Annotated in this window: 21 protein-coding genes; 10 read left to right on the top strand and 11 right to left on the bottom strand. The window is 59.5% G+C overall.

The features are described 5' to 3' along the window. Positions 1-91 precede the first annotated feature (91 nt). The 3 genes from ligB to BLW70_RS03055 form a co-directional block, all read right to left on the bottom strand. Positions 92-1,765 carry an NAD-dependent DNA ligase LigB gene (gene ligB, locus BLW70_RS03065; RefSeq protein WP_074871578.1) on the bottom strand — a complete coding sequence of 558 codons (1,674 nt, stop codon included), beginning with the start codon at positions 1,763-1,765 and terminating at the stop codon, positions 92-94. A gap of 251 nt (positions 1,766-2,016) precedes the next feature. Next, positions 2,017-3,207, bottom strand: coding sequence for a methionine adenosyltransferase (gene metK, locus BLW70_RS03060; protein ID WP_074871576.1), 1,191 nt, complete (start codon positions 3,205-3,207; stop codon positions 2,017-2,019). A gap of 18 nt (positions 3,208-3,225) precedes the next feature. Beyond that, complete coding sequence (locus BLW70_RS03055; RefSeq protein ID WP_074871574.1) at positions 3,226-4,221, bottom strand: ArsR/SmtB family transcription factor; 996 nt, start codon at positions 4,219-4,221, stop codon at positions 3,226-3,228. A 273-nt stretch (positions 4,222-4,494) separates the two neighbouring features. On the opposite strand from BLW70_RS03055, the gene tkt reads away from it, so the two are divergent. The 6 genes from tkt to fba all read left to right on the top strand — a co-directional run bounded on the left by tkt (position 4,495) and on the right by fba (position 10,711). Continuing rightward, positions 4,495-6,492, top strand: a complete 1,998-nt coding sequence (gene tkt / locus BLW70_RS03050) for a transketolase (RefSeq protein WP_074871572.1) — start codon at positions 4,495-4,497, stop codon at positions 6,490-6,492. Positions 6,493-6,643: 151 nt separating this feature from the next. Then, positions 6,644-7,696, top strand: coding sequence for an erythrose-4-phosphate dehydrogenase (epd, locus tag BLW70_RS03045; protein ID WP_074871571.1), 1,053 nt, complete (start codon positions 6,644-6,646; stop codon positions 7,694-7,696). 12 nt (positions 7,697-7,708) lie between these two features. Then, positions 7,709-8,872 carry a phosphoglycerate kinase gene (locus BLW70_RS03040; protein WP_074871570.1) on the top strand — a complete coding sequence of 388 codons (1,164 nt, stop codon included), beginning with the start codon at positions 7,709-7,711 and terminating at the stop codon, positions 8,870-8,872. A gap of 34 nt (positions 8,873-8,906) precedes the next feature. Beyond that, the gene (locus BLW70_RS03035; protein WP_074871568.1) at positions 8,907-9,128 is read left to right on the top strand and encodes a hypothetical protein; all 222 of its coding nucleotides are present in this window, start codon (positions 8,907-8,909) and stop codon (positions 9,126-9,128) included. Positions 9,129-9,184: 56 nt separating this feature from the next. After that, positions 9,185-9,517 carry an MliC family protein gene (locus BLW70_RS03030; RefSeq protein ID WP_074871566.1) on the top strand — a complete coding sequence of 111 codons (333 nt, stop codon included), beginning with the start codon at positions 9,185-9,187 and terminating at the stop codon, positions 9,515-9,517. 129 nt (positions 9,518-9,646) lie between these two features. Next, positions 9,647-10,711: a class II fructose-bisphosphate aldolase gene (gene fba / locus BLW70_RS03025; RefSeq protein WP_008081027.1), complete on the top strand. Its 1,065-nt coding sequence runs from the start codon at positions 9,647-9,649 to the stop codon at positions 10,709-10,711. 208 nt (positions 10,712-10,919) lie between these two features. Here fba and BLW70_RS29950 read toward each other — a convergent pair whose 3' ends face one another. The 3 genes from BLW70_RS29950 to BLW70_RS03015 all read right to left on the bottom strand — a co-directional run bounded on the left by BLW70_RS29950 (position 10,920) and on the right by BLW70_RS03015 (position 13,025). Continuing rightward, entirely contained in the window at positions 10,920-11,234 is a 315-nt protein-coding gene (locus BLW70_RS29950; RefSeq protein ID WP_139273352.1) for a hypothetical protein, read from the bottom strand. A gap of 239 nt (positions 11,235-11,473) precedes the next feature. Then, positions 11,474-11,731, bottom strand: coding sequence for a fructose-bisphosphate aldolase (locus tag BLW70_RS03020; RefSeq protein ID WP_139273351.1), 258 nt, complete (start codon positions 11,729-11,731; stop codon positions 11,474-11,476). A 625-nt stretch (positions 11,732-12,356) separates the two neighbouring features. Further along, positions 12,357-13,025 (bottom strand): polysaccharide lyase family 7 protein, encoded by a 669-nt coding sequence (locus BLW70_RS03015; protein ID WP_074871564.1) that lies wholly within the window; start codon positions 13,023-13,025, stop codon positions 12,357-12,359. Between the two features lie 323 nt (positions 13,026-13,348). Here BLW70_RS03015 and BLW70_RS03010 point away from each other — a divergent pair, with 323 nt between their 5' ends. The 3 genes from BLW70_RS03010 to BLW70_RS03000 are packed head-to-tail and all read left to right on the top strand — an operon-like array spanning position 13,349 to position 16,337. After that, positions 13,349-15,472: a putative bifunctional diguanylate cyclase/phosphodiesterase gene (locus tag BLW70_RS03010; protein ID WP_074871562.1), complete on the top strand. Its 2,124-nt coding sequence runs from the start codon at positions 13,349-13,351 to the stop codon at positions 15,470-15,472. Between the two features lie 45 nt (positions 15,473-15,517). Next, positions 15,518-16,009 carry a M48 metallopeptidase family protein gene (locus tag BLW70_RS03005; protein ID WP_074871559.1) on the top strand — a complete coding sequence of 164 codons (492 nt, stop codon included), beginning with the start codon at positions 15,518-15,520 and terminating at the stop codon, positions 16,007-16,009. 31 nt (positions 16,010-16,040) lie between these two features. Further along, positions 16,041-16,337: a winged helix-turn-helix domain-containing protein gene (locus tag BLW70_RS03000; protein ID WP_008151963.1), complete on the top strand. Its 297-nt coding sequence runs from the start codon at positions 16,041-16,043 to the stop codon at positions 16,335-16,337. Between the two features lie 123 nt (positions 16,338-16,460). Here the strand turns inward: BLW70_RS03000 and BLW70_RS02995 are convergent, their stop codons facing one another. Further along, positions 16,461-16,913 (bottom strand): GNAT family N-acetyltransferase, encoded by a 453-nt coding sequence (locus tag BLW70_RS02995; protein WP_074871556.1) that lies wholly within the window; start codon positions 16,911-16,913, stop codon positions 16,461-16,463. Positions 16,914-17,083: 170 nt separating this feature from the next. On the opposite strand from BLW70_RS02995, the gene BLW70_RS02990 reads away from it, so the two are divergent. Next, complete coding sequence (locus BLW70_RS02990; protein ID WP_074871553.1) at positions 17,084-17,821, top strand: substrate-binding periplasmic protein; 738 nt, start codon at positions 17,084-17,086, stop codon at positions 17,819-17,821. Positions 17,822-17,964: 143 nt separating this feature from the next. On the opposite strand, the gene yccS is transcribed toward BLW70_RS02990, so the two are convergent. The 4 genes from yccS to mdtD form a co-directional block, all read right to left on the bottom strand. Next, a complete protein-coding gene (yccS, locus tag BLW70_RS02985; RefSeq protein WP_074871552.1) occupies positions 17,965-20,148 on the bottom strand; it encodes a YccS family putative transporter in 2,184 nt (727 codons plus the stop codon). 287 nt (positions 20,149-20,435) lie between these two features. Continuing rightward, on the bottom strand, positions 20,436-21,614 hold the full coding sequence (locus tag BLW70_RS02980) for a BaiN/RdsA family NAD(P)/FAD-dependent oxidoreductase (RefSeq protein ID WP_074871549.1): 1,179 nt from the start codon (positions 21,612-21,614) through the stop codon (positions 20,436-20,438). Between the two features lie 132 nt (positions 21,615-21,746). Beyond that, positions 21,747-23,084 carry an ATP-dependent RNA helicase DbpA gene (dbpA, locus tag BLW70_RS02975; protein ID WP_232252256.1) on the bottom strand — a complete coding sequence of 446 codons (1,338 nt, stop codon included), beginning with the start codon at positions 23,082-23,084 and terminating at the stop codon, positions 21,747-21,749. Positions 23,085-23,189: 105 nt separating this feature from the next. Further along, the gene (gene mdtD, locus BLW70_RS02970; RefSeq protein WP_074871546.1) at positions 23,190-24,617 is read right to left on the bottom strand and encodes a multidrug transporter subunit MdtD; all 1,428 of its coding nucleotides are present in this window, start codon (positions 24,615-24,617) and stop codon (positions 23,190-23,192) included. Between the last annotated feature and the right edge of the window lie 6 nt (positions 24,618-24,623).

The raw sequence follows: 24,623 nt of genomic DNA, 5'->3' as shown, positions 1-24,623 counted from the left end.
TCCGTGTGAAAAAGCGATCGGGTCGATATGGCGATGGGGTGTTTGAGCCCGGCGGTACCATTGGGTTCCCGGGGGCGGGCATCGCCGGCGGCTAAAATCCGTCAATCCCCGCAACCCGTAATGTTTCTCTCAAGGCCAGGACCTGCGGGTCGCGGAAAAATGCACTCAATTGCGCCGCGCGTCCTGGGCCGATGCCGGGTTCTGCCTGCCATTGTTCGATATCTCTTTGTGCCAGTTCCGGCCATGAATCGGCAAGCTGTGCCTGGCCGGTCGGCGGTAAACCCAGGGCCTTGAGCCAGCGCGGAAAGGGACGTTGTCGGGCGCTGTTGAAACTGTTCAAAAGGCGAGCGCTGCTGCGTTCGCCGAAGCCGGCAATGTTAGCAAGCTCTTGAGCATCGAGGGTCAACCAATCCAGCAGGCCATTCAGACGGCCTGTTTCGAAAAGTTTCTCCCAGGTGCCAGGGCCGACATGCGACAACGCGAGGCCCTGCTTGCCACTGAGCCAGGCCAGTCGGGCGAGGAATTGGCTTTCGCACCCCGGTGTCGGCTGCCAGCAACTCAAATGATGAAAGTCCTCCGCCAGCGGAACGCTCAATTCAGCGCGTTCGGTGTTGCGCAGCATGACACTGTCTAACCTTGGAATGGTCAGGCCCGCCAGGCTGATGGCGACCTGGTCTCCGGGCCGGATATCCAGCGTTTCCCAGCGTTGCAGTGAGCTCACACTGACTCGCTTGATCTGCCGGTCGTCGAGCATGACCGGTGTCAGCTCCAGTACCGGGGTGATTCGTCCGGTTCGCCCTATCTTGAAGTGGACCTTGCGCACCTCGGCCAAGGCTTGGGCAAAAGGGTATTTCCAGGCGACGCTCCAATAAGGCGGTTTAGCCTGCCAGCGCTCGGCGGCTGGACGCTGATCCTGGCGTAGGACGATGCCATCACTGGTGAAGGGCAGGGGCGAGCGATACCAGTGATCGCGCCAACGTTCAGCGTCGGCAAATTCCTTGATCGAGTGACTGTAAGGGGCGGTGCTCGGAAAGCCCAGCTCATCCAGGGCTGCGATGCGCGCGGGCAAACTGGCCGGGCCTTGGGGCCAGTCCCAGACAAACAGGCCGATCCCCGCGGCTTGCTCCATGCTCAAGTTTTTGCGGGCCATCAAGCCGGCCACTGTGGCGCGTGCGTTGAGGCTGCCGGCGCGGGCCTGTACGTGATCGGTCAGGCGCCAATAGAGTTCGCCTTGCAGCAGCAGGTCCAGTGGCTGCGGCAGTTGTTGGGGGATGGCGGCGATCTGGCGCGCCGAAGCTGTCCAGTCCTGGCCATTTACGCCGTCACCGCGGCTGATGGCTTGAGTCAGCAGGCCTTTGCGGTAGATCAGCGTCACCGCCACGCCGTCGATCTTGGGCTGAATCCAGACATCGTTCCGTCCTTTTAGCCAGGCTTCGACGGCGCGACCATCGTGGAGTTTTTCCAGGCCTGTGTGGGCAATCGGATGAGGTATCGTGCCGCCCGCAGTGCGTAGCGGTTCCGCGGGTTGGTCCAGGTCGAAACAGGTGCGCCATTCAGTCAGCCGTGCACGGGACTGATCGTAGAGTTCATCGGCGACCAATGAACGGCCGCGCCGGTGATAGCTGTCGTCCCAGAGGTCGATTTGTTTCTGCAGTGACGTGATTTCGTCCTGGGCGCGTGCGGGTGGCCAGTCGGGACAATCGGTAGCGTTTGCGCTCAGGCAAGGAAAGGTCAGGAGAAAACAGAAAAACAGGCGCCGAAGCATCGTGAGCGTCCTTGCTCGGGGAGAATGCTTTCAAGGTTAGTCAGCTTTCGGGCGTCGTTAGCGAGGATGTTTTTCGGTGTGTTTCGAGAGACAGGAAGATCAAGAGGTCGCAGCCTCGTTTCACTCGACAGCTGCTACACAAATCCCTGTAGCAGCTGTCGAGTGAAACGAGGCTGCGATCTTTCGATTTTCACGCAATAAAAACCCCGCACGGCGAACCGTGCAGGGCTTTTGGTACCGCCGGGGAAGTCTTACAGGCCGGCAGCAGCGCGCAAGGATTCGGCGCGGTCGGTTTTTTCCCAGGTGAAAGTGGTGAAAGTGTCATCGCCCACAGTCTTGGTAGTCGGCGTGCGACCGAAGTGGCCGTACGCAGCGGTTTCCTGGTACATCGGGTGCAGCAGGTCGAGCATGGTGGTGATTGCGTATGGACGCAGGTCGAACACTTCGCGAACCAGCTTGACGATTTTTTCGTCGCTGATCTTGCCGGTGCCGAAGGTGTTCAGCGAGATCGACGTAGGCTGAGCAACACCGATGGCGTAGGAAACCTGAATCTCGCAGCGCTCGGCCAGGCCGGCCGCCACGATATTCTTGGCCACGTAACGACCGGCGTAGGCGGCCGAACGGTCAACCTTCGATGGATCTTTACCGGAGAACGCGCCACCGCCGTGACGAGCCATGCCGCCGTAGCTATCAACGATGATCTTGCGACCGGTCAGGCCGCAGTCGCCTACCGGGCCACCGATGATGAACTGGCCGGTCGGGTTGATGTGGAACTGGGTGTCCTTGGACAGCAGCTCGGCAGGCAGTACGTGCTTGACGATCAGCTCCATCACGCCTTCGCGCAGGTCTTTGTACGATACGTCAGGGTTGTGCTGGGTCGACAATACAACGGCGTCGATACCGACAACCTTGCCGCCTTCGTAACGGCAAGTCACTTGCGACTTGGCATCCGGGCGCAGCCAAGGCAGCAGGCCGGATTTACGGGCTTGGGCCTGACGCTGAACCAGCTGGTGCGAGAAGGTGATCGGTGCTGGCATCAGCACGTCGGTTTCGTTGCTGGCGTAGCCGAACATCAGGCCCTGGTCGCCGGCGCCCTGATCTTCAGGCTTGGCACGGTCGACACCCTGGTTGATGTCAGGAGACTGCTTGCCAATGATGTTCATCACGCCGCAAGTGGCGCCGTCGAAACCGACATCGGAGCTGTTGTAGCCGATGTCCAGAATCACGTTGCGCACGATTTCTTCCAGGTCGACCCAGGCCGACGTGGTGACTTCACCTGCGATGATTGCCACGCCGGTTTTTACCAGAGTCTCGACCGCTACACGGGCGAACTTGTCTTCAGCAATGATGGCGTCCAGCACAGCATCGGAAATCTGGTCGGCGATTTTGTCCGGGTGCCCTTCGGACACGGACTCGGAGGTGAAGAGGGAGTATTCGCTCATCTCGATTTTTTCCTGAATTTACCGATGGTGAGTGTCGCCAGCCGGTCGCTGAAAATGGCGGACCTGGATCTGGAAACCATTACGTAAGCCGATATAGAGGCTTTCCCCGGGAGCGAGTCCCGCAGCGGTGGCCCAACGGGCCAAATCGTCCTGTTCAAACCCCAACCATAGATCACCGCAGGCCTCCCTGGCCCAACTCTGGTTGTGGCTACATAACTCTGTCACGAGCAGACTGCCGCCCGGTTGCAGCAAGTTGGCCATGTGCTTGAGTGCTTCGGCCGGCGCGGCGAAATGGTGCAGCACCATGTTCAGTACAACGCAATCGGCCTGAAGGCTTACGCCATTCAATGCATCGGCCAGTTGCAGGCTGACGTTAGCCAGCGTTTCACGTTCGCAAACCTGACGCGCCAGTTCGAGCATCGCCGGGCTGTTGTCCAGCGCCGTGACCTGGGTGAAGCGGCGCGCCAGTTCCGGCAGAAACGCACCGTCGCCGGGGCCGACTTCGATGGCTGTGGCGCCTTCGCCGAAACTCAGCTTGTCGAGCAATGCCAGCACGCTTTCGCGGTATTGCGGCAGGCCGGCGATCAAGTCTTGCTGGGCGCGAAACTTCTCTGCGACCCGTGAGAAAAAATCCTGGCTGGCCGCCGCGCGTTGCCCATGGACCTGACCGATCCGCGACTGCACTTCGGCAGGCAGGGTCAGGTTGTCCACTTCTTCCAGTAGCGCGGCATGCAGCTTGCCGCCCAACAGGTCGGTGTGGGGCAGGGCGCGACGGTAGAAAATCGCGTTGCCTTCACGGCGCGTCGCCACGAGGTCGGCCTGGGCCAATACCTTGAGGTGGTGACTCATGCCGGACTGGCCGATGCCGAAGATCTGCGCCAGTTCCAGTACGCCAAACGAATCGTTGGCCAGCGCGCGCAATACATTCAGCCGCAGAGGATCGCCGCCGGCCTTGCACAGGGCCGCCAGCTCATCGCAATCGTCATGTCGAATGGAAGGCGCAGGTAAATTCATAAGGCCAGCAGTCTAGTGACGGTCAGAAAACACCGCAAGAGCAATATCAAAAAGTTTTGATATTGCTCGATAGATGGCACTTCTCAGGGAAAGGGTCACTCTACAAATCGTCAGCGGAAAGGTTTCACCAGGCGAATGCGACTTTATCCACCGGAAAAACGCCTTCAGATGACTATCTGTCATTGCCCCGAGGCGGGTGGGTGAGGGAAAATGCTCGCCTTTTTTCCGTTTCGTTTTATTCACTCTCGATTCAATATCCGCAGGAGAACAGCGATGCCCAGCCGTCGTGAGCGTGCCAACGCCATTCGTGCCCTCAGCATGGATGCCGTGCAAAAAGCCAACAGCGGCCATCCCGGTGCCCCTATGGGTATGGCGGATATCGCCGAAGTACTTTGGCGTGACTACCTGAAGCACAACCCGAGCAATCCATCGTTCGCCGACCGTGACCGCTTCGTGCTGTCCAACGGTCACGGCTCGATGTTGATCTACTCGCTGCTGCACCTGACCGGCTACGATCTGTCGATCGAAGACCTGAAGAACTTCCGCCAGCTGCACAGCCGTACCCCGGGTCACCCGGAATTCGGCTACACCCCAGGCGTTGAAACCACCACCGGTCCACTGGGCCAAGGCCTGGCCAACGCCGTGGGTTTTGCCCTGGCAGAAAAAGTCCTGGCGGCGCAGTTCAACCGTCCGGGCCACAACATTGTCGATCACCACACCTACGTGTTCCTGGGTGATGGCTGCATGATGGAAGGCATTTCCCACGAAGTCGGCTCCCTGGCCGGTACTTTGGGCTTGAACAAGCTGATCGCCTTCTACGACGACAACGGCATTTCCATCGACGGCGAAGTCGAAGGCTGGTTCACCGACGACACGCCCAAGCGTTTCGAAGCCTATAACTGGCTGGTGATCCGCAACGTCGACGGTCACGACCCTGAAGAGATCAAGATCGCGATCGAAACGGCGCGCAAAAGCGATCAGCCAACCCTGATCTGCTGCAAGACCACCATCGGTTTCGGTTCGCCGAACAAGCAAGGCAAGGAAGACTGCCACGGCGCCCCGTTGGGTGACGCGGAAATCGCTCTGACCCGTGCTGCGCTGAAATGGAATCACGGTCCGTTCGAAATCCCGGCCGATATCTACGCCGAGTGGGACGCCAAGGAAACCGGTCGCGCGGCCGAAGCCGAATGGGATCAGCGTTTCGCGGCCTACTCCGCTGCCTTCCCTGAACTGGCCAACGAGCTGATTCGTCGCCTGAGCGGCGAACTGCCGGAAGACTTCGCTGAACAAGCCGATGCTTATATTGCTGAAGTCGCCGCCAAGGGCGAAACCATCGCCAGCCGTAAGGCCAGCCAGAATGCATTGAATGCCTACGGCCCGCTGTTGCCTGAACTGCTGGGCGGCTCCGCTGACCTGGCCGGTTCCAACCTGACCCTGTGGAAAGGTTGCAAAGGTGTTACGGCTGAAGACGCCAGCGGCAACTACATGTACTACGGCGTTCGCGAGTTCGGCATGAGCGCGATCATGAACGGCGTGACCCTGCACGGCGGCCTGGTGCCTTACGGCGCGACCTTCCTGATGTTCATGGAATACGCCCGCAACGCCGTGCGCATGGCCTCGCTGATGAAGCAGCGTGTCGTGTTCGTCTACACCCACGACTCCATCGGTCTGGGCGAAGACGGCCCGACTCACCAGCCGATCGAGCAACTGACCAGCCTGCGCAGCACGCCGAACCTCGACACCTGGCGCCCAGCCGATGCCGTTGAATCGGCGGTGTGCTGGAAAATGGCGCTGGAACGCAAGGACGGCCCTTCGGCGCTGATCTTCTCGCGTCAGAACCTGCAGCACCAAACCCGCAATGCGTTCCAGATCGCCGACATCGCCCGTGGCGGTTACGTGTTGAAGGATTGCGAGGGCGAGCCTGAGCTGATCCTGATCTCCACCGGTTCGGAAGTCGGTCTGGCCGTTCAGGCCTACGACAAGCTGACCGAGCAAGGTCGCAAAGTGCGGGTTGTTTCGATGCCTTGCACCAGCGTGTTCGATGCTCAGGACGCCGGTTACAAGCAAGCAGTCCTGCCGTTGCAAGTCAGCGCCCGTATCGCCATCGAAGCCGCCCACGCGGACTACTGGTACAAGTACGTGGGCCTGGAAGGTCGCGTGATCGGCATGACCACCTACGGCGAGTCGGCGCCTGCGCCAGCCTTGTTCGAAGAGTTCGGCTTCACCCTGGAAAACATCCTGGGTCAGGCTGAAGAGCTGCTGGAAGACTGATCCAGAAAATGTATCGTCTGATCTGACGCTATCGCGAGCAGGCTCGCTCCCACAGGGATCTACACCGTCCATGTGGGAGCGAGCCTGCTCGCGATGACGATGGAACATTCAACGCTGCAATGACGGATTCACCACGGTAATCGAGAACCCCATGCCTCAACCGCGTCCTTACAAAGTTGCACTCAACGGCTACGGCCGGATTGGTCGTTGCGTCTTGCGTGCGTTGTTTGAGCGAGGCGATAAGGCCGGGTTTGAAATTGTTGCGATCAACGATCTGGCGGACATGGCCAGCATCGAATACCTGACACGTTTCGACTCCACTCACGGGCGGTTTCCCGGGGAAGTGAGGGTCGAGGGCGATTGTCTGCATATTAATGGCGACTGCGTGAAGGTCTTGCGCAGTGCCACTCCTGAAGGCATCGATTGGGCGTCGCTGGACGTCGATCTGGTGCTGGAGTGCTCCGGCGCTTACCACACTCGTGAAGACGGCCAGCGTTTCCTCGACGCCGGTGCGCCGCGCGTGCTGTTTTCCCAGCCGATGGCCAGCGAAGCGGATGTCGACGCCACCATCGTCTACGGCGTGAATCAGGATTGCCTGACCGGCGACGAGTTGCTGGTGTCCAACGCGTCCTGCACCACCAATTGCGGCGTGCCGCTGTTGCGCCTGCTGGATCAGGCCATTGGTCTGGAATACGTGTCGATCACCACCATTCACTCGGCGATGAACGATCAGCCAGTGATCGATGCCTATCACCACGAAGACCTGCGCCGCACCCGTTCGGCGTTTCAGTCGGTAATTCCGGTGTCCACTGGTCTGGCGCGTGGCATCGAGCGCCTGTTGCCGGAACTTGCCGGCAGAATTCAGGCCAAAGCCGTGCGGGTGCCGACGGTTAACGTGTCTTGCCTCGACATTACGATGCAGACCGTAAGCGATACCGACGCCACCGAGGTCAACCGGATTCTGCGCGAGGCCGCCACCCATGGCCCGCTCAAAGGCCTTCTGGCCTACACCGAGTTGCCTCACGCCAGTTGTGATTTCAACCATGACCCACATTCGGCCATCGTCGATGCCAGTCAGACCCGAGTTTCCGGCCCACGGCTGGTGAACATCCTGGCCTGGTTCGACAACGAATGGGGTTTTGCCAACCGAATGCTGGATGTTGCAGAACATTATCTGCAAACAGCTGCCTCTCCAAAACAGTAGGAAATGCGACCCATGACCGTGTTGAAGATGACCGACCTCGATCTGCAAGGTAAGCGCGTACTGATCCGCGAAGACCTCAACGTCCCAGTCAAGGACGGTGTAGTCACCAGCGATGCGCGAATCCTGGCTTCGCTGCCGACCATCAAGCTGGCCCTGGAAAAAGGCGCGGCCGTGATGGTCTGCTCGCACCTTGGCCGTCCGACCGAAGGCGAGTTCTCGGCCGAGAACAGCCTCAAGCCAGTCGCTGACTACCTGAGCAAGGCTCTGGGGCGTGAAGTGCCACTGGTGGCCGATTACCTGAACGGCGTTGACGTGAAGGCCGGCGACATCGTGCTGTTCGAAAACGTGCGCTTCAACAAGGGCGAGAAAAAAAACGCTGACGAACTGGCCCAGCAATACGCCGCCCTGTGCGACGTGTTCGTGATGGATGCCTTCGGCACCGCTCACCGCGCCGAGGGTTCGACCCATGGCGTGGCCAAGTTCGCCAAAGTCGCCGCTGCTGGCCCATTGCTGGCTGCCGAACTGGACGCACTGGGCAAAGCCCTCGGCGCTCCGGCCCAACCAATGGCGGCGATTGTTGCCGGCTCCAAGGTCTCGACCAAACTCGACGTGCTGAACAGCCTGAGCCAGATCTGCAACCAGCTGATCGTCGGCGGCGGCATTGCCAACACCTTCCTGGCCGCTGCCGGTCACCCGGTCGGCAAATCCCTGTACGAGCCGGACCTGCTGGACACCGCTCGCGCCATCGCCGCCAAGGTCAGCGTGCCGCTGCCGGTCGATGTCGTGGTTGCCAAGGAATTCGCTGAAACCGCCACCGCGACCGTCAAGCTGATTGCCGACGTGGCCGCAGACGACATGATCCTGGACATCGGCCCGCAGACCGCGGCGAATTTCGCCGAGTTGCTGAAGTCGTCCAAGACCATCCTGTGGAACGGCCCGGTGGGCGTGTTCGAATTCGACCAGTTCGGTAACGGCACCAAAGTCCTGGCCCAGGCCATCGCAGAAAGCTCGGCGTTCTCCATCGCTGGCGGCGGCGACACCCTGGCCGCCATCGATAAATATGGCGTTGCCGATCAGATCTCCTACATTTCTACCGGTGGCGGCGCGTTCCTCGAGTTCGTCGAAGGCAAGGTGCTGCCGGCCGTTGAAGTCCTGGAAAGCCGGGCCAAGGCCTGAGGCCGCCCATTTGACCAGGCAAAGGAGTGTTCAGATGGTCAAAACATTAGCGCTGTTGATGATCGCCGGGGCGCTGGCGGCTTGCGGGAGTAACCCGAAAGCCCCGAAGGTGCCCGAGACGCCTGAACAGGACAAAGGCTGCTACCAGGCCGACTGGCAGGCCGAAACCAATCCGGTGATCAACAAGCGTTCCGGGCCTGATGGCCTGGACAAATACGAGACACAGACCCCGGCCAAGGAACATGGCTGCCCTTGACGGGTCTGACACTTTACTCAGGGCTGGCGGCGTGCGCCGTCAGTCGAGGAACATGGATGAAAGGTTTTATCGCCGTTACGGCGCTGGCGCTGCTGGCAGGTTGCTCGAATTTCAATCTGTTCAAGCCTGCCGAATCGACGGACAGCTGGACCACCTGGACCTGCGACAGTCAGGCCAAAGTGCTCTGGCGCTACACCGACGAAAGCCGCAAGGAAGTCGACGTTCGCCTGGGCGGTGCCGATCAGGTCTACCGCTTGAAGCATGAGCCGGGCGCCGACGGTTCGCTGTACAGCAACGACATGCTGGCGTTTCACATAAAAGGTGAGGAAGGCCTGGTGTACTGGGTCGCCACCAATGATTTGATCGGCCGCGGTTGTAAAGCGCAGTAACGCCGCAAGATTGAGGCAACACCGAATTGGCAGACCGGGGCAACCCCCGATCTGCAATAACTTGAATAGCCGCCGCCGCTACGGCAGGCTGGCACGATTAACGACCCTCAACCGGGAGATACACACACAATGGCACTTATCAGCATGCGCCAGATGCTGGACCACGCAGCCGAGTTCGGCTACGGCGTTCCAGCCTTCAACGTCAACAACCTTGAGCAGATGCGCGCCATCATGGAAGCCGCTGACAAGACTGACTCCCCGGTGATCGTCCAGGCTTCGGCCGGTGCTCGCAAATACGCCGGCGCACCGTTCCTGCGTCACCTGATCCTCGCGGCAATCGAAGAATTCCCGCACATCCCGGTGTGCATGCACCAGGATCACGGCACCAGTCCTGACGTCTGCCAGCGCTCCATTCAACTGGGCTTCAGCTCGGTGATGATGGACGGTTCCCTGGGCGAAGACGGCAAGACCCCGACCGACTACGACTACAACGTGCGTGTTACCCAACAAACCGTCGCCATGGCTCACGCCTGCGGCGTTTCGGTAGAAGGCGAGCTGGGCTGCCTGGGTTCGCTGGAAACCGGCATGGCCGGTGAAGAAGACGGCATTGGCGCCGAAGGCGTTCTGGATCACAGCCAAATGCTGACCGACCCGGAAGAAGCCGCTGACTTCGTCAAGCGCACCCAGGTCGACGCCTTGGCCATCGCCATCGGCACCAGCCACGGCGCGTACAAGTTCACCAAGCCGCCTACCGGCGACGTACTGGCCATCGACCGCATCAAAGAAATCCACAAACGCATCCCGAACACCCACCTGGTGATGCACGGTTCGTCTTCGGTTCCGCAAGAGTGGCTGGCGATCATCAACCAGTACGGCGGCGACATCAAAGAAACCTACGGCGTACCGGTTGAAGAAATCGTCGAAGGCATCAAGCACGGCGTACGCAAGGTCAACATCGACACCGACCTGCGCCTGGCATCCACCGGTGCGATGCGTCGCCTGATGGCCACCAACCCGAGCGAGTTTGATCCGCGTAAATTCTTCGGCGCGACTGTGACTGCCATGCGTGATGTGTGTATCGCACGTTATGAAGCGTTTGGTACTGCCGGTAATGCTTCGAAGATCAAGCCGATCTCGTTGGAAGCGATGTATCAGCGTTATTTGAAGGGTGAGTTGAACGCTAAGGTTAACTAAGCCGTAAGCGTTTGAGTTGCATTAAAAACCCGCCGTGAGGCGGGTTTTTTGTGGGTGGGACGTTTTGCATGAAATGCGCCGATATAAGGCGGATGGAATGTAACCTATAGCGGACATGTTTCTACTCAATCTGGAAAAAGTCCGTAATAGGTGACATCTTTATCCTGAGTGTTTATGGCTGATACTCCCTGTTTTATATGTTTTTCGCTCACCCAATCCGACCAAGCCCTACTTGTTGAGAGTACGAAATGCCGGTAGCTTCAGTGAAACTTCGGGTCCCATTCAGAGTGTTAAAGTCGGAAGTTGTAAGTGTCCAGTTTTCTGTGTTTCCACCCACCATCCCGCTGAGCGTAATAGTTGTGTAGTTTGCCCAGATGCTCTGCGTCCCGTTGATTGTTCCGGTTTGTCCATTAACATTCGCGGTCGCGTTAACCGGGCCTGCATAGTCATCACTGCTATGGACTGTCAGATAGACGTGATTTTCCGCAAGCGCACCATAAAAAGTTCCTACTAAAGCGCCCATACTTTATATCCTTATGATGTTGAAGATAAAAAATTAAAAAAGAACAGGGGGTATTTGTTTATGTGTCCTGTTCTTGTTTTTTTGTGTTTCGTCGATAAGGCTAGTTCTGTGAGGGTGCGCGGTCACCTGTAATAAGTGACAGTTTTTAATATCTTTTTGCTATAGGAAGACAGGTTTATTGCGGGGGACGTGAGGGGAAGGGGCAGATTTGTTTAATCGTCCCCTTTTTCTCAAAGAACTTAGCTATTTGTTGGTTTATCAAACCCGCGCTGCTCAATCACCCGAAACACATCGCTTACATCCTGGGCCATGATCCGGGCGATGTTGGTGACGGTGTTGATGTCGTTCTCGGCATAGTCCGGCAGGCTGGTGCAGGCCATGAGGTGCAGGTATTTGAGGACGGCGCTGAGGCGTTCGCTGACGCAGTTGTGGAGTTCTTGGAGTGGGGCGTCGCTGTCGATGAGCAGGACGGGGTAGTCGGTGGCGAATTGGGACATGGGGGTGAAGCGGCGAGGCGGTTGTTAATTGCTCATGGAAATCCTTAACTCAAGAAAGGATTCGCCACCGTTTGCTGCGAAACAAATGGGGTGGCAGCTGTGCGCGGGTTCGCAGACCGAGGAGTTAAGACCCGGCAGACCCGAAGGTCTCCCACGCACAGCCGCCATAAAGAACGAGTACGGGCATGCGCTGCCCGTGTCGTATTTTGACGGTTGTGGTTCTAACTCGGTAGGGCTGCGAAACCCTATCGCCGACTGCTGTCAGCGACGGGGCGAACTATAAGCGGCGACTTTGGTGGCTGCAACCGGGGTGTAGGATCGCGCTCGGTCATTGTGGCGAGGGGGCTTGCCCCCGTTCGGCGGCGCAGCCGTCGTAAAACCGGGCGCTATGGTGTGTCTGAGGAAATTGCGTAGCAGGGTTTGGGGCTGCTTCGCATCCCAACGGGGGCAAGCCCCCTCGCCACAGAGGGAGTGGTCCTACGAATTTTGCGGACGCTGGGATTTGTAGCCGCTGCCGGGCTTGCGAGGACGTTGTCCTCGGACGCAGCCTCGCAGGCTCGGCAGCTGCTACAGAGGTCAAGTTGTTCTTGGTGAGCGTCCCCGGCTGTATTCCCGGGTGAGAAAGTTACCTTTCGTGATCAATATCCAGCTTGCTGAACGTCACTTTTCCGCCTTCGGTGGTGTACCCGGTGTTGTCCTGTACATACGCCCCGGCCTTGAAGTACAGCGGCTTGACGCTCCAGGTCCTGCTGATGTCGGTGTCCCACTGGTAGCCTGCCGCACTGATGCCCAACGCTCCGCCCGGGCTCAGGTGGATGAGGTAGGAAAACTCCCGATCCAGTTTCACCCCGGTAGCGATGGTGATTATCCGGGCGGTATCGTCATCAGGGCGCATACGGACCTTGGCGACGAGGTTGCCCGACTGTGTGCTGGTCGAGTACTGATACTCGAGCTTCACCATCGGTTTCTGGCTTTCATAGGCGTGGATCTGGCCAATGACGATCTTGCCCGAGGTCGGTACCTGATTTACCGCCAGGGTAGCGCGCAGGAAGTTGTCGGCGTCCGGGTAGAACCAGTTTTTCAGTGTGCCGTTGCTGTAGGTTTCGCGAAGCTCGGTGCGCGGATACTTGGCGTTTTCAGTGGTAGAACCGGTGACCGGCGTCCAGAAAAACAAAGTGCCGGTGTCGGAGTGGAAGTATTGGTCCTTGAAGCCATCCACCAGTTTTGACGTTTCAACGGTGTACGGCGGACTGCCGACGGGAACGCTGAGGTTCCAGGTTGCGAGATCGATCATAGACAAAAGCTTCCACGGTTTTTTTACTGCACGTACGTTCCAGAAGCTCTGGCGCGCGCCTTGGGGGCAGTCCTTATAATCGTAGAAGTTCAATTTGTTAATGCGTAAATGACAAACGGGTGGCGTCAAAATCCTGTTAAAAGGCCATCTTTCCCGGTTTTAGCGGGCTGTGGCGCCGACCGTTAGTCGGTAAATGGACGCATTGGTTAAATGATGGCGTACTGATAGCTTCTGCTTTTGCGGAACCCGGTCTAGAGTGAAGGCTTAGTATTTGTCCGGTTTTCACGAGAAACCGGCCTGACGTCCCGCATAAGAGAAGCAGCATGGAATGCGCGCAACCCACGCCAGCTGAAGGCAATTCAATTCTTTTAATCGTTGATGATTACCCTGAAAACCTGATCAGCATGCGCGCGTTGTTGCAGCGCCAGGACTGGCAGGTCATGACCGCCGCCTCGGGCTTCGAGGCGCTCAGCCTGTTACTCGAACACGATATCGACCTGGTGCTGCTGGATGTGCAGATGCCGGGCATGGACGGTTTTGAAGTGGCACGCCTGATGCGCGGCAGCCAACGAACCCGCCTCACGCCAATCATTTTCCTTACCGCCAACGAACAGTCCCAGGACGCCGTGATCAAGGGCTATGCCAGCGGTGCGGTGGATTACCTGTTCAAACCGTTCGACCCACAAATTCTCAAGCCCAAAGTCCAGGCGCTGCTCGAGCACCAACGCAATCGCCGTGCGTTGCAGCGCCTGAGTCGCGATCTGGAGGTCGCACGCGCGTTTAATGCCTCGGTGCTCGACAATGCCGCCGAAGGCATCCTGGTGGTCGGTGAGGACGGTCTGATCCGCTATGCCAATCCGGCGATGTCGCGGTTGCTCAATGCCACGGTGCAAGACCTGCAAGGCAAAGAGTTCCTGGATTTCCTGCAAAAACCGCACATCCCGGTCTGGACCGACTCCGAATTTTTCACGGGTTACAAACGTGGTGAAACCTTGCGCCTGCACGATGCCTTGCTGCGTACGGCGCCCGGCCAGCAGGTGCCCGTGGCGCTGTCCTGCGCACCGTTGCCCAGCGAACAAAACGCGATGGTGGTGACGGTGCTGGACATGTCGGTGGTGCGCCATCTGCATCAGCAACTGGAGTTTCAGGCCGTCACCGATCCATTGACCGGGCTGCTCAATCGTCGTGGCTTTTACCAGACGGCGGAAAACCTGCTGTTGCGTGGCGACCGTTCCGACAGTGCCTGGGTGCTGCTGTATCTGGACCTCGACGGCTTCAAGCGGGTCAACGATTCCCTCGGTCACGATGCCGGCGACCGGGTGCTGCGGTGGGTGTCCGAGCAGTTGAAGGCCTGCCTGCGGCCCTTCGACATTCTGGCGCGCATGGGCGGTGATGAGTTCACCGCGTTGCTGGATCTGGAGTTCCCCGAGCAAGCGGCAAAGATTGCCGAGAAGCTGATCGAGCGGGTGTCGGTCTGTCAGCAGATCGATGGTCTGGATATCGCCTTGGGCGCCAGCATCGGCATTGCGACGTACCCGGATTGCGGTTCCAATCTTGACGGTTTGTTGCGTGCATCGGACATCGCGATGTACGAAGCCAAGCGCGCCGGTCGTCAGCAATATCGTTTCTACGATCATGAAATGAACGGCCGGGCACGCTCGCGGTTGATGCTCGAAGAAAGTGTGCACGCGGCGATCGAGAACCGTGATTTCAATTTGGTGTATCAACCCCAGGTGGCCATTGCCAGCGGGCAGATTCGCGGGTTCGAAGCGCTGATCCGCTGGCAGCACCCGAGCGTCGGCGATGTACCGCCGGGGTTGTTTTTGCCATTGCTGGAAGAAGCACGGTTGATCAGTCGCCTGGGCAGCTGGATCTATCAACAAGGGGCGAGCCAGCGAAAAGCCTGGGAAACCCTGTTCGCCGACAACCTCGTGCTGGGCGTGAGTTTGAGCAGTACGCAATTCGGCATGCCCAATCTGGTCACCGAGTTGCGCCAGGTGCTCGAGCGCCATGGCTTGCAGGCGCACCATCTGGAAGTCGAGGTCACCGAAGAGGCCTTGATGCAAAACCCTGAGGAAACCCGTAAACAGCTGCGCCTGCTGCGAAACCTGGGTGTGCGGGTGGCCCTGGATGACTTTGGTTGCGGGCCGTGTTCGCTGTCTCATCTGCGGGATCTGGAGTTGGACACGCTCAAGTTCGACCGGCATTTGATTGCCCGGCTTCTGGAGTCCTCACGCGATGCGGCGCTGGTGCGCAATGTGATCGAGCTGTGCAAGGAGTACGGCATGCTGGTGATTGCCGAGGGGGTGGAAACCGTTGCGCAATATCGGTGGCTGCAAGCCAATGGTTGCGAGTACGTGCAAGGATTTCTGGTGGCACGGCCGATGATGGCCGAGGACGTCGGCGACTTTGTGCGGCCGTTCGACTGGAACACGCTGACCGGCTGAATTCGCTACACTGGCGACCTTTTGGTGAATCGTGTTGCCGCCCCAATGACCGCGTTGAAATACCTCCAGGCCTATCCTGCTGCTCTGCAGGACCAAGTGCGCCAGCTGATCGCCGACGGTCGGCTGGGCGATTACCTGAGCCAGCGTTACCCGGAAAAACACCGGATCCAGAGCGACAAGGCGTTGTACACCTATACGCTGGACCTTAAGCAGGAATACCTGCGTAACGCCCCGGCCATCGATAAGGTGTTGTTCGACAACCGCCTGGACCTGACCCACCGCGCCCTCGGATTGCACACAGCGATCTCCCGGGTACAGGGCGGCAAGCTCAAGGCCAAGAAAGAAATTCGTGTGGCTTCATTGTTCAAGGAAGCACCGGCCGAGTTTTTGAAGATGATCGTGGTGCATGAACTGGCGCACTTCAAAGAGTCGGATCACAACAAGGCGTTCTACAAGCTTTGCGATCACATGTTGCCGGGGTATCACCAGGTTGAGTTCGATGTGCGGGTGTACCTGACGTGGCGGGACATGCAATAAAAATCAAGATATCGCAGCCGGGAGTGTTTCGATGGATGTAAGCAAGACCAAAAGCAGCTTCTATCGTCGGTTGTACGTGGCGTACCTGATCGATAGCGGGTTGGCCAGTAGCGTCCCGGCGCTGACCGAAGTGACCGGCATGCCCCGGCGCACGGCTCAGGACACCATCGCGGCATTGGCGGATCTGGACATTGTTTGCGAGTTCCAGCAGGAAGAAGGCGCGCGCAATCATGCCGGGCGCTATCGGATTCGCGAGTGGGGGGCGATAGATCGAGGGTGGATCGAGCGCAATCTTCGGCAGATCAAAGCGGTGCTGGAATATCCCTGAACGCTCGACTCTGATCGTTCCCACGCTCTGCGTGGGAATGCCTCAATGGACGCTCTGCGTCCGCTTCGGCAGGGACGCGGAGCGTCCCGGGCTGCGTTCCCATGCAGAGCGTGGGAGCGCTCATTACGGGCGGCGCATCCCGATATGCGGAATGCCATCCTCAAGAAATTCCTCGCCCGCCACCACAAATCCATATTTAGCGTAGTACCCCTGCAAATGCGCCTGGGCCGAGAGATAGATCGGTACTTCAGGCCAGCGCTTTTCAGCCTGCTTCAACGCCTGAGCCATCAACTCATGCCCAAGCCCTGTACCGCGCGCTTGAGGGGCAATGATCACTCGCCCGATGACCACGTCACCCCCCTGTAACTCTGGGTCGAGCAGCCGCAGGTACGCCACCAGCCGATCCCCGTCCCAGGCCATCAGATGGCAAGTGTCACCTTCCAGATCCTGGCCGTCGATGTCCTGATAGACGCATTTCTGCTCAACGACAAACACTTCTGCACGTAGCTGCAGAATGGCGTACAGCTGCTCTTTGCCCAGATCGCTGTGGTGTTTGCAGACCCAATCGATTGTCATCTTCACACTCCCTTGAACTTCGTCGCTCCGATACTAAGCGTCCAGGCGAAAGATGTCTGTATGGCAAAGAAATCTGTGACATAGGCCAAAATGCCATCATTCATTTCGCGCGGCGTTGTCTTGTTTGTGTAATCTGGGCTGGAGTGCCCCGCCCGCTAAGGATTTCTAGCATGCCGCAATTGCATCGAGCCTTTGCTTTGATTGGATTGCTGTTGCTGACTCAAGGCGCAGCAGCGGAAAAGCTGCGATTGGTCGCCGATGCCTGGCCACCCTTTACCGACGCCACGCTGGTCAACGGTGGGTTGGCCACGGACATCGTCAGCACAGCCCTGGCCCGGGCCGGTTATGCCAGCGACTTTGAACAAGTGCCTTGGGCGCGTGCCTTGATGGGGGTTGGCGAGGGGCGGTACGACGTGTTGGTCAACGCCTGGTACACCGACGATCGTACGAAGCTTGGCCAGTTTTCCGGCGAATACCTGCTCAATCGAGTGCGCTTTCTCAAGCGCAAAGACACGCCGATCGAATACAACAACCTGCATCAACTGCATACCTACCCAATAGCGGTGGTGCGCGGTTACGCCTATTCGTCGGCGTTCGATGACGACGTATCACTGCAGAAAGTCCCGGTGCACAGCTTTTCCATGGCTGTGCGCATGGTCGCCGCCGACCGGGTCAAGTTGACGCTGGAAGACGAGTACGTTGCGCGTTATTACCTGGCCAGGGAATCAGCCAAGGTGCGCAATGCGGTGGAGTTTTTGCCCAAGCCATTGAGCGAGAACAGCCTGCACATCCTGGTCAGCCTGAAGAACCCCAGGCATGAACAGATCGTCGCCGGTTTCGACCGCGAGATCGCGGCGATGAAAGTGGATGGGAGTTATCAGCGGTTGATGAAGCAGCATGGGATGTGAGGTTTGTGGTGGGGCTGATGGCCTCATCGCGAGCAGGCTCGCTCCCACATTAGATCTCTGCCGTACACAAAATCTGCACCCACAGCAGATCCACTGTGGGAGCGAGCCTGCTCGCGATGAGGCCGGCCCAGCCGCCACACCTCTCAATCCTTACTCGTTTCCTTGATGAGGTGCGCCGCCAACGTGCGCAATGGCCCAAGCTGACGGCAGATCAAGGCCAACTGCGTCTGCACCAGTCGCTGCCCTTCATCGATTTCGTCCGGCATCTGTTCAAGCTCATTGGCCAGCGCCTCTTCCTCATCGCTCTGAATCGCAATCGGCAGTTTGCTTGCCAGCCCTTGGGCAATTTCATCGATGCTGGCGGCCAGTCTCACGCCCGCACCGTCGATCAAATGCTCGCGTACATCGGGTGGTAGCTGGGTTTCCCGGTGTGCGCCCAGTCCGGACAAATAACTGAGCAAGGTGTGCGAGAGCACCAGGAAGCGGAACCCGACATCCGCTTCCTTACGGAAATGCCCCGGTTCCATCAGCATGTTGGCGAGCGTCGTCGACAGTGCCGCGTCGGCGTTGTGCGCATTGCGTCGGGCCAGGCGATACGCCAGGTCGTCGCTTTTGCCGGCGGCGTATTGCTGCATGATCTGTCGCAGGTAAATGCTGTTGCACGTGAGGGTGTTGGCCAGCACTTTGTTCAGGCGTCGACCCTGCCAGTCCGGCAGGAAGAGGAACACGGCGAGCCCGGCGATCAGGCTGCCGAGCAAGGTATCGAACAGCCGTGGCAGGAACAGCCCGTAACCATCTCCGACCTGGTTGAAGCAGAACAGCACCATCAAGGTGATCGCGGCCGTCGCCAGGGTGTAGCGGGTGGTGCGGTTGATAAAGAACACCACCCCGGCGGCGATTGCGAAGCACGATTGGACCAAGGGATTCGGAAACAGATCGAACAGCGCCCAGGCCACGGTCAGGCCGATGGCCGTGCCGATGATCCGCTGGCCGAGTTTGCGGCGGGTGGCGCCGTAGTTCGGTTGGCAGACAAACAGCGTGGTGAGGATGATCCAGTAACCTTGGGACGGGTGGATCAAATGCACCATCCCGTAGCCGATGCTCAAGGCCAGGGGCAAACGCAGTGCGTGACGGAACAGCAATGACGTGGGTGTCAGCTGCGTGCGCAAGCGAATCCACACATCCTTGAGGTTGCGTGGCGAACGGTCGAGCAGGCTGCTGTCGGTGGCGTCCGCCAGGGCATCGGGGTTGCTGGCGTCGCTGAGCAAACGGTCGAGCGTGCCGAGGTTGGCCGCCAGTGCCCGCAACGACCGCAACAGTCCGCGCCAGGCCGGGTTGCTCTGGATGCGCAGGTGTTCGAGGGAGGCGTGCAGGTCGCTCAGGGCTTCGGCGAAGTTGGCGTCATAGACGAACGGCTGGCGCATCTGGATCGACTCGGCCAGCGCCCGGCAGGCTTTGCCTTGCTGGCGCAGCAAGCGTTGGCAGCGGAACATCACGTCGCTATGAAAGAAGGCATCGGCGAGGGCGTTGTAAGGGTAGTGCGAGGAACTGGCGCGTTCGTGGATGTCCTGGGCGAGGAAGTACAGCTTCAGGTAACGGCTGAGTTTCGAGCCCGGCCGGCCGTTGCCGACCCGGTGCAGGATGATTTCCTTGGCAGCGTTCAGTGCGGCCACGACACGGCCGTTTTGCTGCGCCAGTTCCAGTCGGCGCGCTTCCACGTCCATCTGCCGGATCGGCTCGAACAGCGACGATTTCAGCTTCAGGTACAAACCCAGTTCGCGGAACAATCGCGCCAGGCTTTGCTGCACCGGCTGATTGGAAAACATCGCCTGCCACAGCACCGAGAGCAAACCGTACCAGGCGGCGCCGGCCACCAGCAGCACCGGTTCGTGCCAGAAATCGATGACTTCGCCGCCGCGCTGGTCCACGCCGATCATGGTGTAGACCGACAGGATCAACGTCGCCGAGGCAATCGCGCCATAGCGTTCGCCCAAGGCGCCGAGCATGGTCAGGCCGAAACTGGCCAGGGCCAGGGCGATGACAAAAACGACGGGGTAGGGGAAGAGCAGTTCAACGGAGAGGGCGGCGACGCTGAAGCACACCAGCGTCACGGCCAGTGCGTTCAGGCGGCCTTGCCAACTGTCGTCGGTCTCGGCCAGGGCGCTGGCGATGATCCCGAGGAACAGCGGGATCAGCAGCCCCATTTCATCCTTGTACCAACACAGCGCCATGCTGCCGGTCAGGGCGATGAATACCCGTACGCTGTAGCTGAATTTATCCAGCGCCCAGAGGCGACGCAGAGACTGATTGAAGGGGGTCGATGACATGAAGTGCGAGGGCCTTCCGAGGCAATGACGCTAAATTGAGCCAGTAATGACGTCGACGCAATGGCGCCGATCACATCTGACAGCAAAATCTGTTCCTTACTGCTGGAGGTGTCAGGTCTGCATTGAATCCTGTGGCGAGGGAGCTTGCTCCCGCTCGGCGGCGCAGCCGTCGTAAATCCAGTGCATGGGTGTGTCAGACAAACGGTGATGGCAGGTTTTTGGCCTGCTGCGCAGGCCAGCGGGAGTAAGCTCCCTCGCCACAAAAGCTAGTCCCACATCGAGAAATGTCAGACGTATTGCGCAGCCGCGTAACCGGAGGCCCACGCCCACTGGAAGTTGAAACCGCCCAGATGCCCGGTGACGTCGAGCACTTCGCCAATGAAATACAGACCGGGGCTTTTCAGCGATTCCATGGTCTTGGACGACACCTCGTTGGTATCGACGCCGCCCAATGTCACTTCAGCGGTGCGATAACCTTCAGTGCCGGCCGGCACCACTTTCCAACTCGCCAGTTTTTCGGCGATGTCGGCAATTTCCGCGTGAGTGTATTGCTTCATCGGTTTGGAGACGAACCAGTTGTCCGCCAGCAGGTTGGCCATCTTCTTGGTGAAGATTTCCCCCAGAAGGGTTTTCAGCTCGCTGTTCGGCCGTTCGGCTTGCTGCTGTTGCAGCCAGGTCGGCACGTCGTGGTCCGGCATCAGGTTGATCTCAACCGTGTCGCCGGATTCCCAGAACGATGAAATCTGCAAAATCGCCGGACCACTGAGGCCGCGGTGAGTGAACAGGATGTTCTCGCGGAAACTCTGGTCGTTGCAGCTCACCAGGCAATCCACCGACGTACCGGAGAGCTCGGTGCAAAGCTCCTTGAGCTGATCGGTGATGGTGAACGGCACCAGCCCGGCGCGGGTCGGCAGCAAGTCGTGGCCGAATTGTTTGGCCACCTGATAGCCGAAACCAGTGGCGCCCAGCGTCGGGATCGACAAGCCTCCCGTGGCGATCACCAGCGATTCGCAGGTGATCTGATCGAGGGTGGTTTGCAGCAGGTAGCCGCTTTCCATTTTCTCGATGTGCTGGATCGAGGTGTCCAGGTGCAGGCTGACGCCGACCTGATCGCACTCGTTGAGGAGCATGTCGAGGATGTCGCTGGATTTGTTATCGCAGAACAGTTGGCCGAGTTTCTTCTCGTGGTACGGCACGCCGTGCTTGGCGACCATGCCGATGAAATCCCACTGGGTATAGCGCGCCAGGGCGGATTTGCAGAAGTGTTCGTTTTGCGAGAGGAAATTGCCCGGTTCGGTGTACATGTTGGTGAAATTGCAGCGGCCACCGCCCGACATCAGGATTTTCTTGCCGGCCTTGTTGGCATGGTCGAGCAACATCACCTTGCGCCCGCGCCCGGCGGCGGTCAGCGCACACATCAAACCTGCGGCGCCAGCGCCAATGATCACGACTTCGGTAGAGCGCAAAACGGTGTCCTCACACAATGATCGTTCCCACGCTCTGCGTGGGAATGCCGCCATGGACGCTCTGCGTCCGCCGTTATGTGACGCGGAGCGTCACGGGATGCATTCCCACGCAGAGCGTGGGAACGATCATGATCAGAGGATACGAACGCGCAGCGAACGGCCTTTGATCTTGCCGTCATTCAGGCGCTGCAAGGCTTGCTTGGCGATCCCGCGTTCCACCGCCACATAGGCCTGGAAGTCGAAAATCGCGATCTTGCCAACCTGAGCGCCCGGAATACCGGCATCACCGGTCAGTGCGCCCAGAATGTCGCCCGGACGCACCTTGTCTTTACGGCCAGCGCCGATGACCAGCGTGCTCATCACCGGCAGCAGCGGTGCGCCGCCCTGGGATTTGAGGTTGTCCAGTTGATCCCAGCTCAACGGCGACTTCTGCAGTAGCTCGATGGCTTGGGCGCGGTGCGCTTCGGACGGTGCGACCAGGCTGATCGCAATCCCTTTCTCACCGGCGCGACCGGTACGGCCAACACGGTGGATGTGGATTTCCGAATCACGGGCCAGTTCGACGTTGATCACCATGTCCAGCGCATCGATGTCCAGGCCGCGAGCGGCGACGTCGGTAGCGACCAGCACCGAGGTGCTGCGGTTGGCGAACATGGCCAGTACCTGGTCGCGGTCACGCTGTTCCAGATCGCCATGCAGGCCGACGGCAGAGATGCCTTTGGAGGTCAGGTGATCGACGGTTTCCTGAACCTGCTGCTTGGTGAAGCAGAAGGCGACACACGATGCCGGACGATGATGCGCGAGGACTTTGACCACGGCGTCCATGCGCTCTTCCGGGGAAATCTCGTAGAAACGCTGTTCGATCTGCGTGTCGTCGTGGAACGCCTCGGCCTTCACGATCTGAGGCGTGCGCATGAATTTCGCCGCCAACTGCTTGATACCCGTCGGGTACGTGGCGGAGAACAGCAGGGTCTGGCGACGCGCTGGGGTCTGGGCAATGATTTCTTCGATGGAGTCGTAGAAACCCATGTCGAGCATGCGATCGGCTTCGTCGAGGATCAGCGTGTTCAGGCCATGGAGCACCAGCGAACCTTTGCGCAAATGCTGCTGAAGGCGACCCGGGGTGCCGACGATGATGTGCGCGCCATGTTCCAGGGAGCCGATCTGCGGGCCGAAGGACACGCCGCCACACAGGGTCAGGACCTTGATGTTGTCTTCGGCACGGGCCAGGCGACGGATTTCCTTGGCGACCTGGTCAGCCAACTCGCGAGTCGGGCAGATGACCAGCGCCTGGCAACCGAAGAAGCGCGGATTGATCGGGTTCAACAGGCCGATACCGAAGGCGGCGGTCTTGCCGCTGCCGGTCTTGGCCTGGGCGATCAGGTCCATCCCCTTGAGGATCACCGGCAAGCTTTGCGCCTGGATCGGCGTCATCTCGGCATAACCCAAAGAGTCGAGGTTAGCCAGCATGGCGGCGGACAGCGGCAAAGTATTAAAAGCGGTGGCGATGGTGGTCACGGGACTGGCCTGCAAAACAAAATGTCGCGCAGTGTATCAGTCTCGTGGCCATTCGCCCTAAGGCTCTATGTGCTCTTCCGGACGTTTGACGCGCCGTCCGTCTTCCTTTGAAAGCTGGGAGAAGATCGTCGCGGCCAGCATCGCCATGATTCCGACCGTCACAAACGTCAGCTGGAACGCACCCAGCACCGTGTCCACGCCGTCGTTGCCGATCTCTGCGGTGAACCCGCCGAGCAAGGCGCCGGCACAGGCAACACCAAGGCTCAGGGACAATTGCGCGACCACCGACAGCAGGCTGTTGCCGCTACTGGCGCTGGCGTCGTCGAGGTCGATCAGGGTGACGGTGTTCATTGCGGTGAACTGCAAGGAGTTGATCGCGCCGAGAATCGACAGCATCACCAACAGCAGCCAGTACGGCGTTTGTTCGCTGACCAGCCCCATGCTCGCCAGCATCAGCCCCAGCGCCAATGTGTTGCCGGTCAGCACGATGCGATAGCCCAAGCGTTCGATCAACGGTCGCGCCACCGACTTGGCGACCATCGCAGCCGCCGCCAGTGGCAGCATGCTCATCCCGGCCTGGGACGGCGAATAGCCCAGCGCCACTTGCAACAGCAATGGCACGAGAAACGGCAGGGCGCCGCTACCCAGGCGGGCGAACAGGTTGCCGAGGATGCCTACGGCAAACGTCCGGGTCTTGAACAGTGACGGCGCGAACAGCGGATTATCGATGTGCCCGGCCCGCAACCAATATGCCGCCAGACAGGCCATGCCGCCGAACAGCAGCAACATCACGCGCAAGTGCGGCAGGTGCAATTCGCCCAGACCTTCCATGGCAACGGTGATCAGCACCATCGCCGCGCCGAACAGCAAAAAGCCCAGGCTGTCGAAGCGGGTGCGTTCGGTGCCGCGCAGGTCGGGGATGAATTTCCATACGGCGTAACAACCGACGGCGCCGACTGGCAGGTTGATCAGGAAGATCCAGTGCCAGGTCAGGTATTCGACCATCCAGCCGCCCATGGTCGGGCCGATCAGCGGGCCGAGCAATCCGGGGATGGTGATGAAGCCCATGATCCGCACCAGCTCCGAGCGCGGGTAGGCGCGCAACACCACCAGTCGTCCGACCGGCAACATCAGCGCACCGCCCAGGCCCTGAATCACCCGTGCGCCAATCAGCTGGCTCAGGGTGCTCGACAGGGCGCAGAGCAACGAGCCGAGGCTGAACAGCAGGATCGCGCTGAAGAAGATTTTCCGGGTGCCGAAACGGTCGGCGATCCAGCCCGAGGCGGGGATCAGCAAGGCGACGGTGAGCATGTAGGCGATGATCACGCCTTGCATGCGCAGCGGGTCTTCGGCCAGGTCTCGGGCCATGGCGGGCAGGGCGGTGTTGAGGATGGTCCCGTCGAGCGATTGCATGAAGAACGCAATGGCGACAACCCACGGCACCCAGCGGGCGGTGACAGCGTCGAGAGGCGGGCGGTTGGGCATGGGACC

The organism is Pseudomonas frederiksbergensis, from assembly GCF_900105495.1.
Classification (GTDB): domain Bacteria; phylum Pseudomonadota; class Gammaproteobacteria; order Pseudomonadales; family Pseudomonadaceae; genus Aquipseudomonas; species Aquipseudomonas frederiksbergensis.
The sequence above is the reverse complement of the archived record's forward strand: the minus strand, read 5'-3'. Positions and strand labels throughout refer to the sequence as shown.

Coding starts and splice junctions, on each gene's coding strand:
- fba (WP_008081027.1), top strand. CDS start 9,647: ATGGCACTTATCAGCATGCGCCAGATGCTGGACCACGCAGCCGAGTTC.
- dbpA (WP_232252256.1), bottom strand. CDS start 23,084: ATGCTGGCTAACCTCGACTCTTTGGGTTATGCCGAGATGACGCCGATC.
- epd (WP_074871571.1), top strand. CDS start 6,644: ATGCCTCAACCGCGTCCTTACAAAGTTGCACTCAACGGCTACGGCCGG.
- BLW70_RS03055 (WP_074871574.1), bottom strand. CDS start 4,221: ATGAATTTACCTGCGCCTTCCATTCGACATGACGATTGCGATGAGCTG.
- metK (WP_074871576.1), bottom strand. CDS start 3,207: ATGAGCGAATACTCCCTCTTCACCTCCGAGTCCGTGTCCGAAGGGCAC.
- mdtD (WP_074871546.1), bottom strand. CDS start 24,617: ATGCCCAACCGCCCGCCTCTCGACGCTGTCACCGCCCGCTGGGTGCCG.
- BLW70_RS03010 (WP_074871562.1), top strand. CDS start 13,349: ATGGAATGCGCGCAACCCACGCCAGCTGAAGGCAATTCAATTCTTTTA.
- BLW70_RS03040 (WP_074871570.1), top strand. CDS start 7,709: ATGACCGTGTTGAAGATGACCGACCTCGATCTGCAAGGTAAGCGCGTA.
- BLW70_RS03015 (WP_074871564.1), bottom strand. CDS start 13,025: ATGATCGATCTCGCAACCTGGAACCTCAGCGTTCCCGTCGGCAGTCCG.
- BLW70_RS03005 (WP_074871559.1), top strand. CDS start 15,518: ATGACCGCGTTGAAATACCTCCAGGCCTATCCTGCTGCTCTGCAGGAC.
- BLW70_RS03000 (WP_008151963.1), top strand. CDS start 16,041: ATGGATGTAAGCAAGACCAAAAGCAGCTTCTATCGTCGGTTGTACGTG.
- BLW70_RS02995 (WP_074871556.1), bottom strand. CDS start 16,913: ATGACAATCGATTGGGTCTGCAAACACCACAGCGATCTGGGCAAAGAG.
- tkt (WP_074871572.1), top strand. CDS start 4,495: ATGCCCAGCCGTCGTGAGCGTGCCAACGCCATTCGTGCCCTCAGCATG.
- BLW70_RS03030 (WP_074871566.1), top strand. CDS start 9,185: ATGAAAGGTTTTATCGCCGTTACGGCGCTGGCGCTGCTGGCAGGTTGC.
- ligB (WP_074871578.1), bottom strand. CDS start 1,765: ATGCTTCGGCGCCTGTTTTTCTGTTTTCTCCTGACCTTTCCTTGCCTG.
- BLW70_RS29950 (WP_139273352.1), bottom strand. CDS start 11,234: ATGGGCGCTTTAGTAGGAACTTTTTATGGTGCGCTTGCGGAAAATCAC.
- BLW70_RS03020 (WP_139273351.1), bottom strand. CDS start 11,731: ATGTCCCAATTCGCCACCGACTACCCCGTCCTGCTCATCGACAGCGAC.
- yccS (WP_074871552.1), bottom strand. CDS start 20,148: ATGTCATCGACCCCCTTCAATCAGTCTCTGCGTCGCCTCTGGGCGCTG.
- BLW70_RS02990 (WP_074871553.1), top strand. CDS start 17,084: ATGCCGCAATTGCATCGAGCCTTTGCTTTGATTGGATTGCTGTTGCTG.
- BLW70_RS03035 (WP_074871568.1), top strand. CDS start 8,907: ATGGTCAAAACATTAGCGCTGTTGATGATCGCCGGGGCGCTGGCGGCT.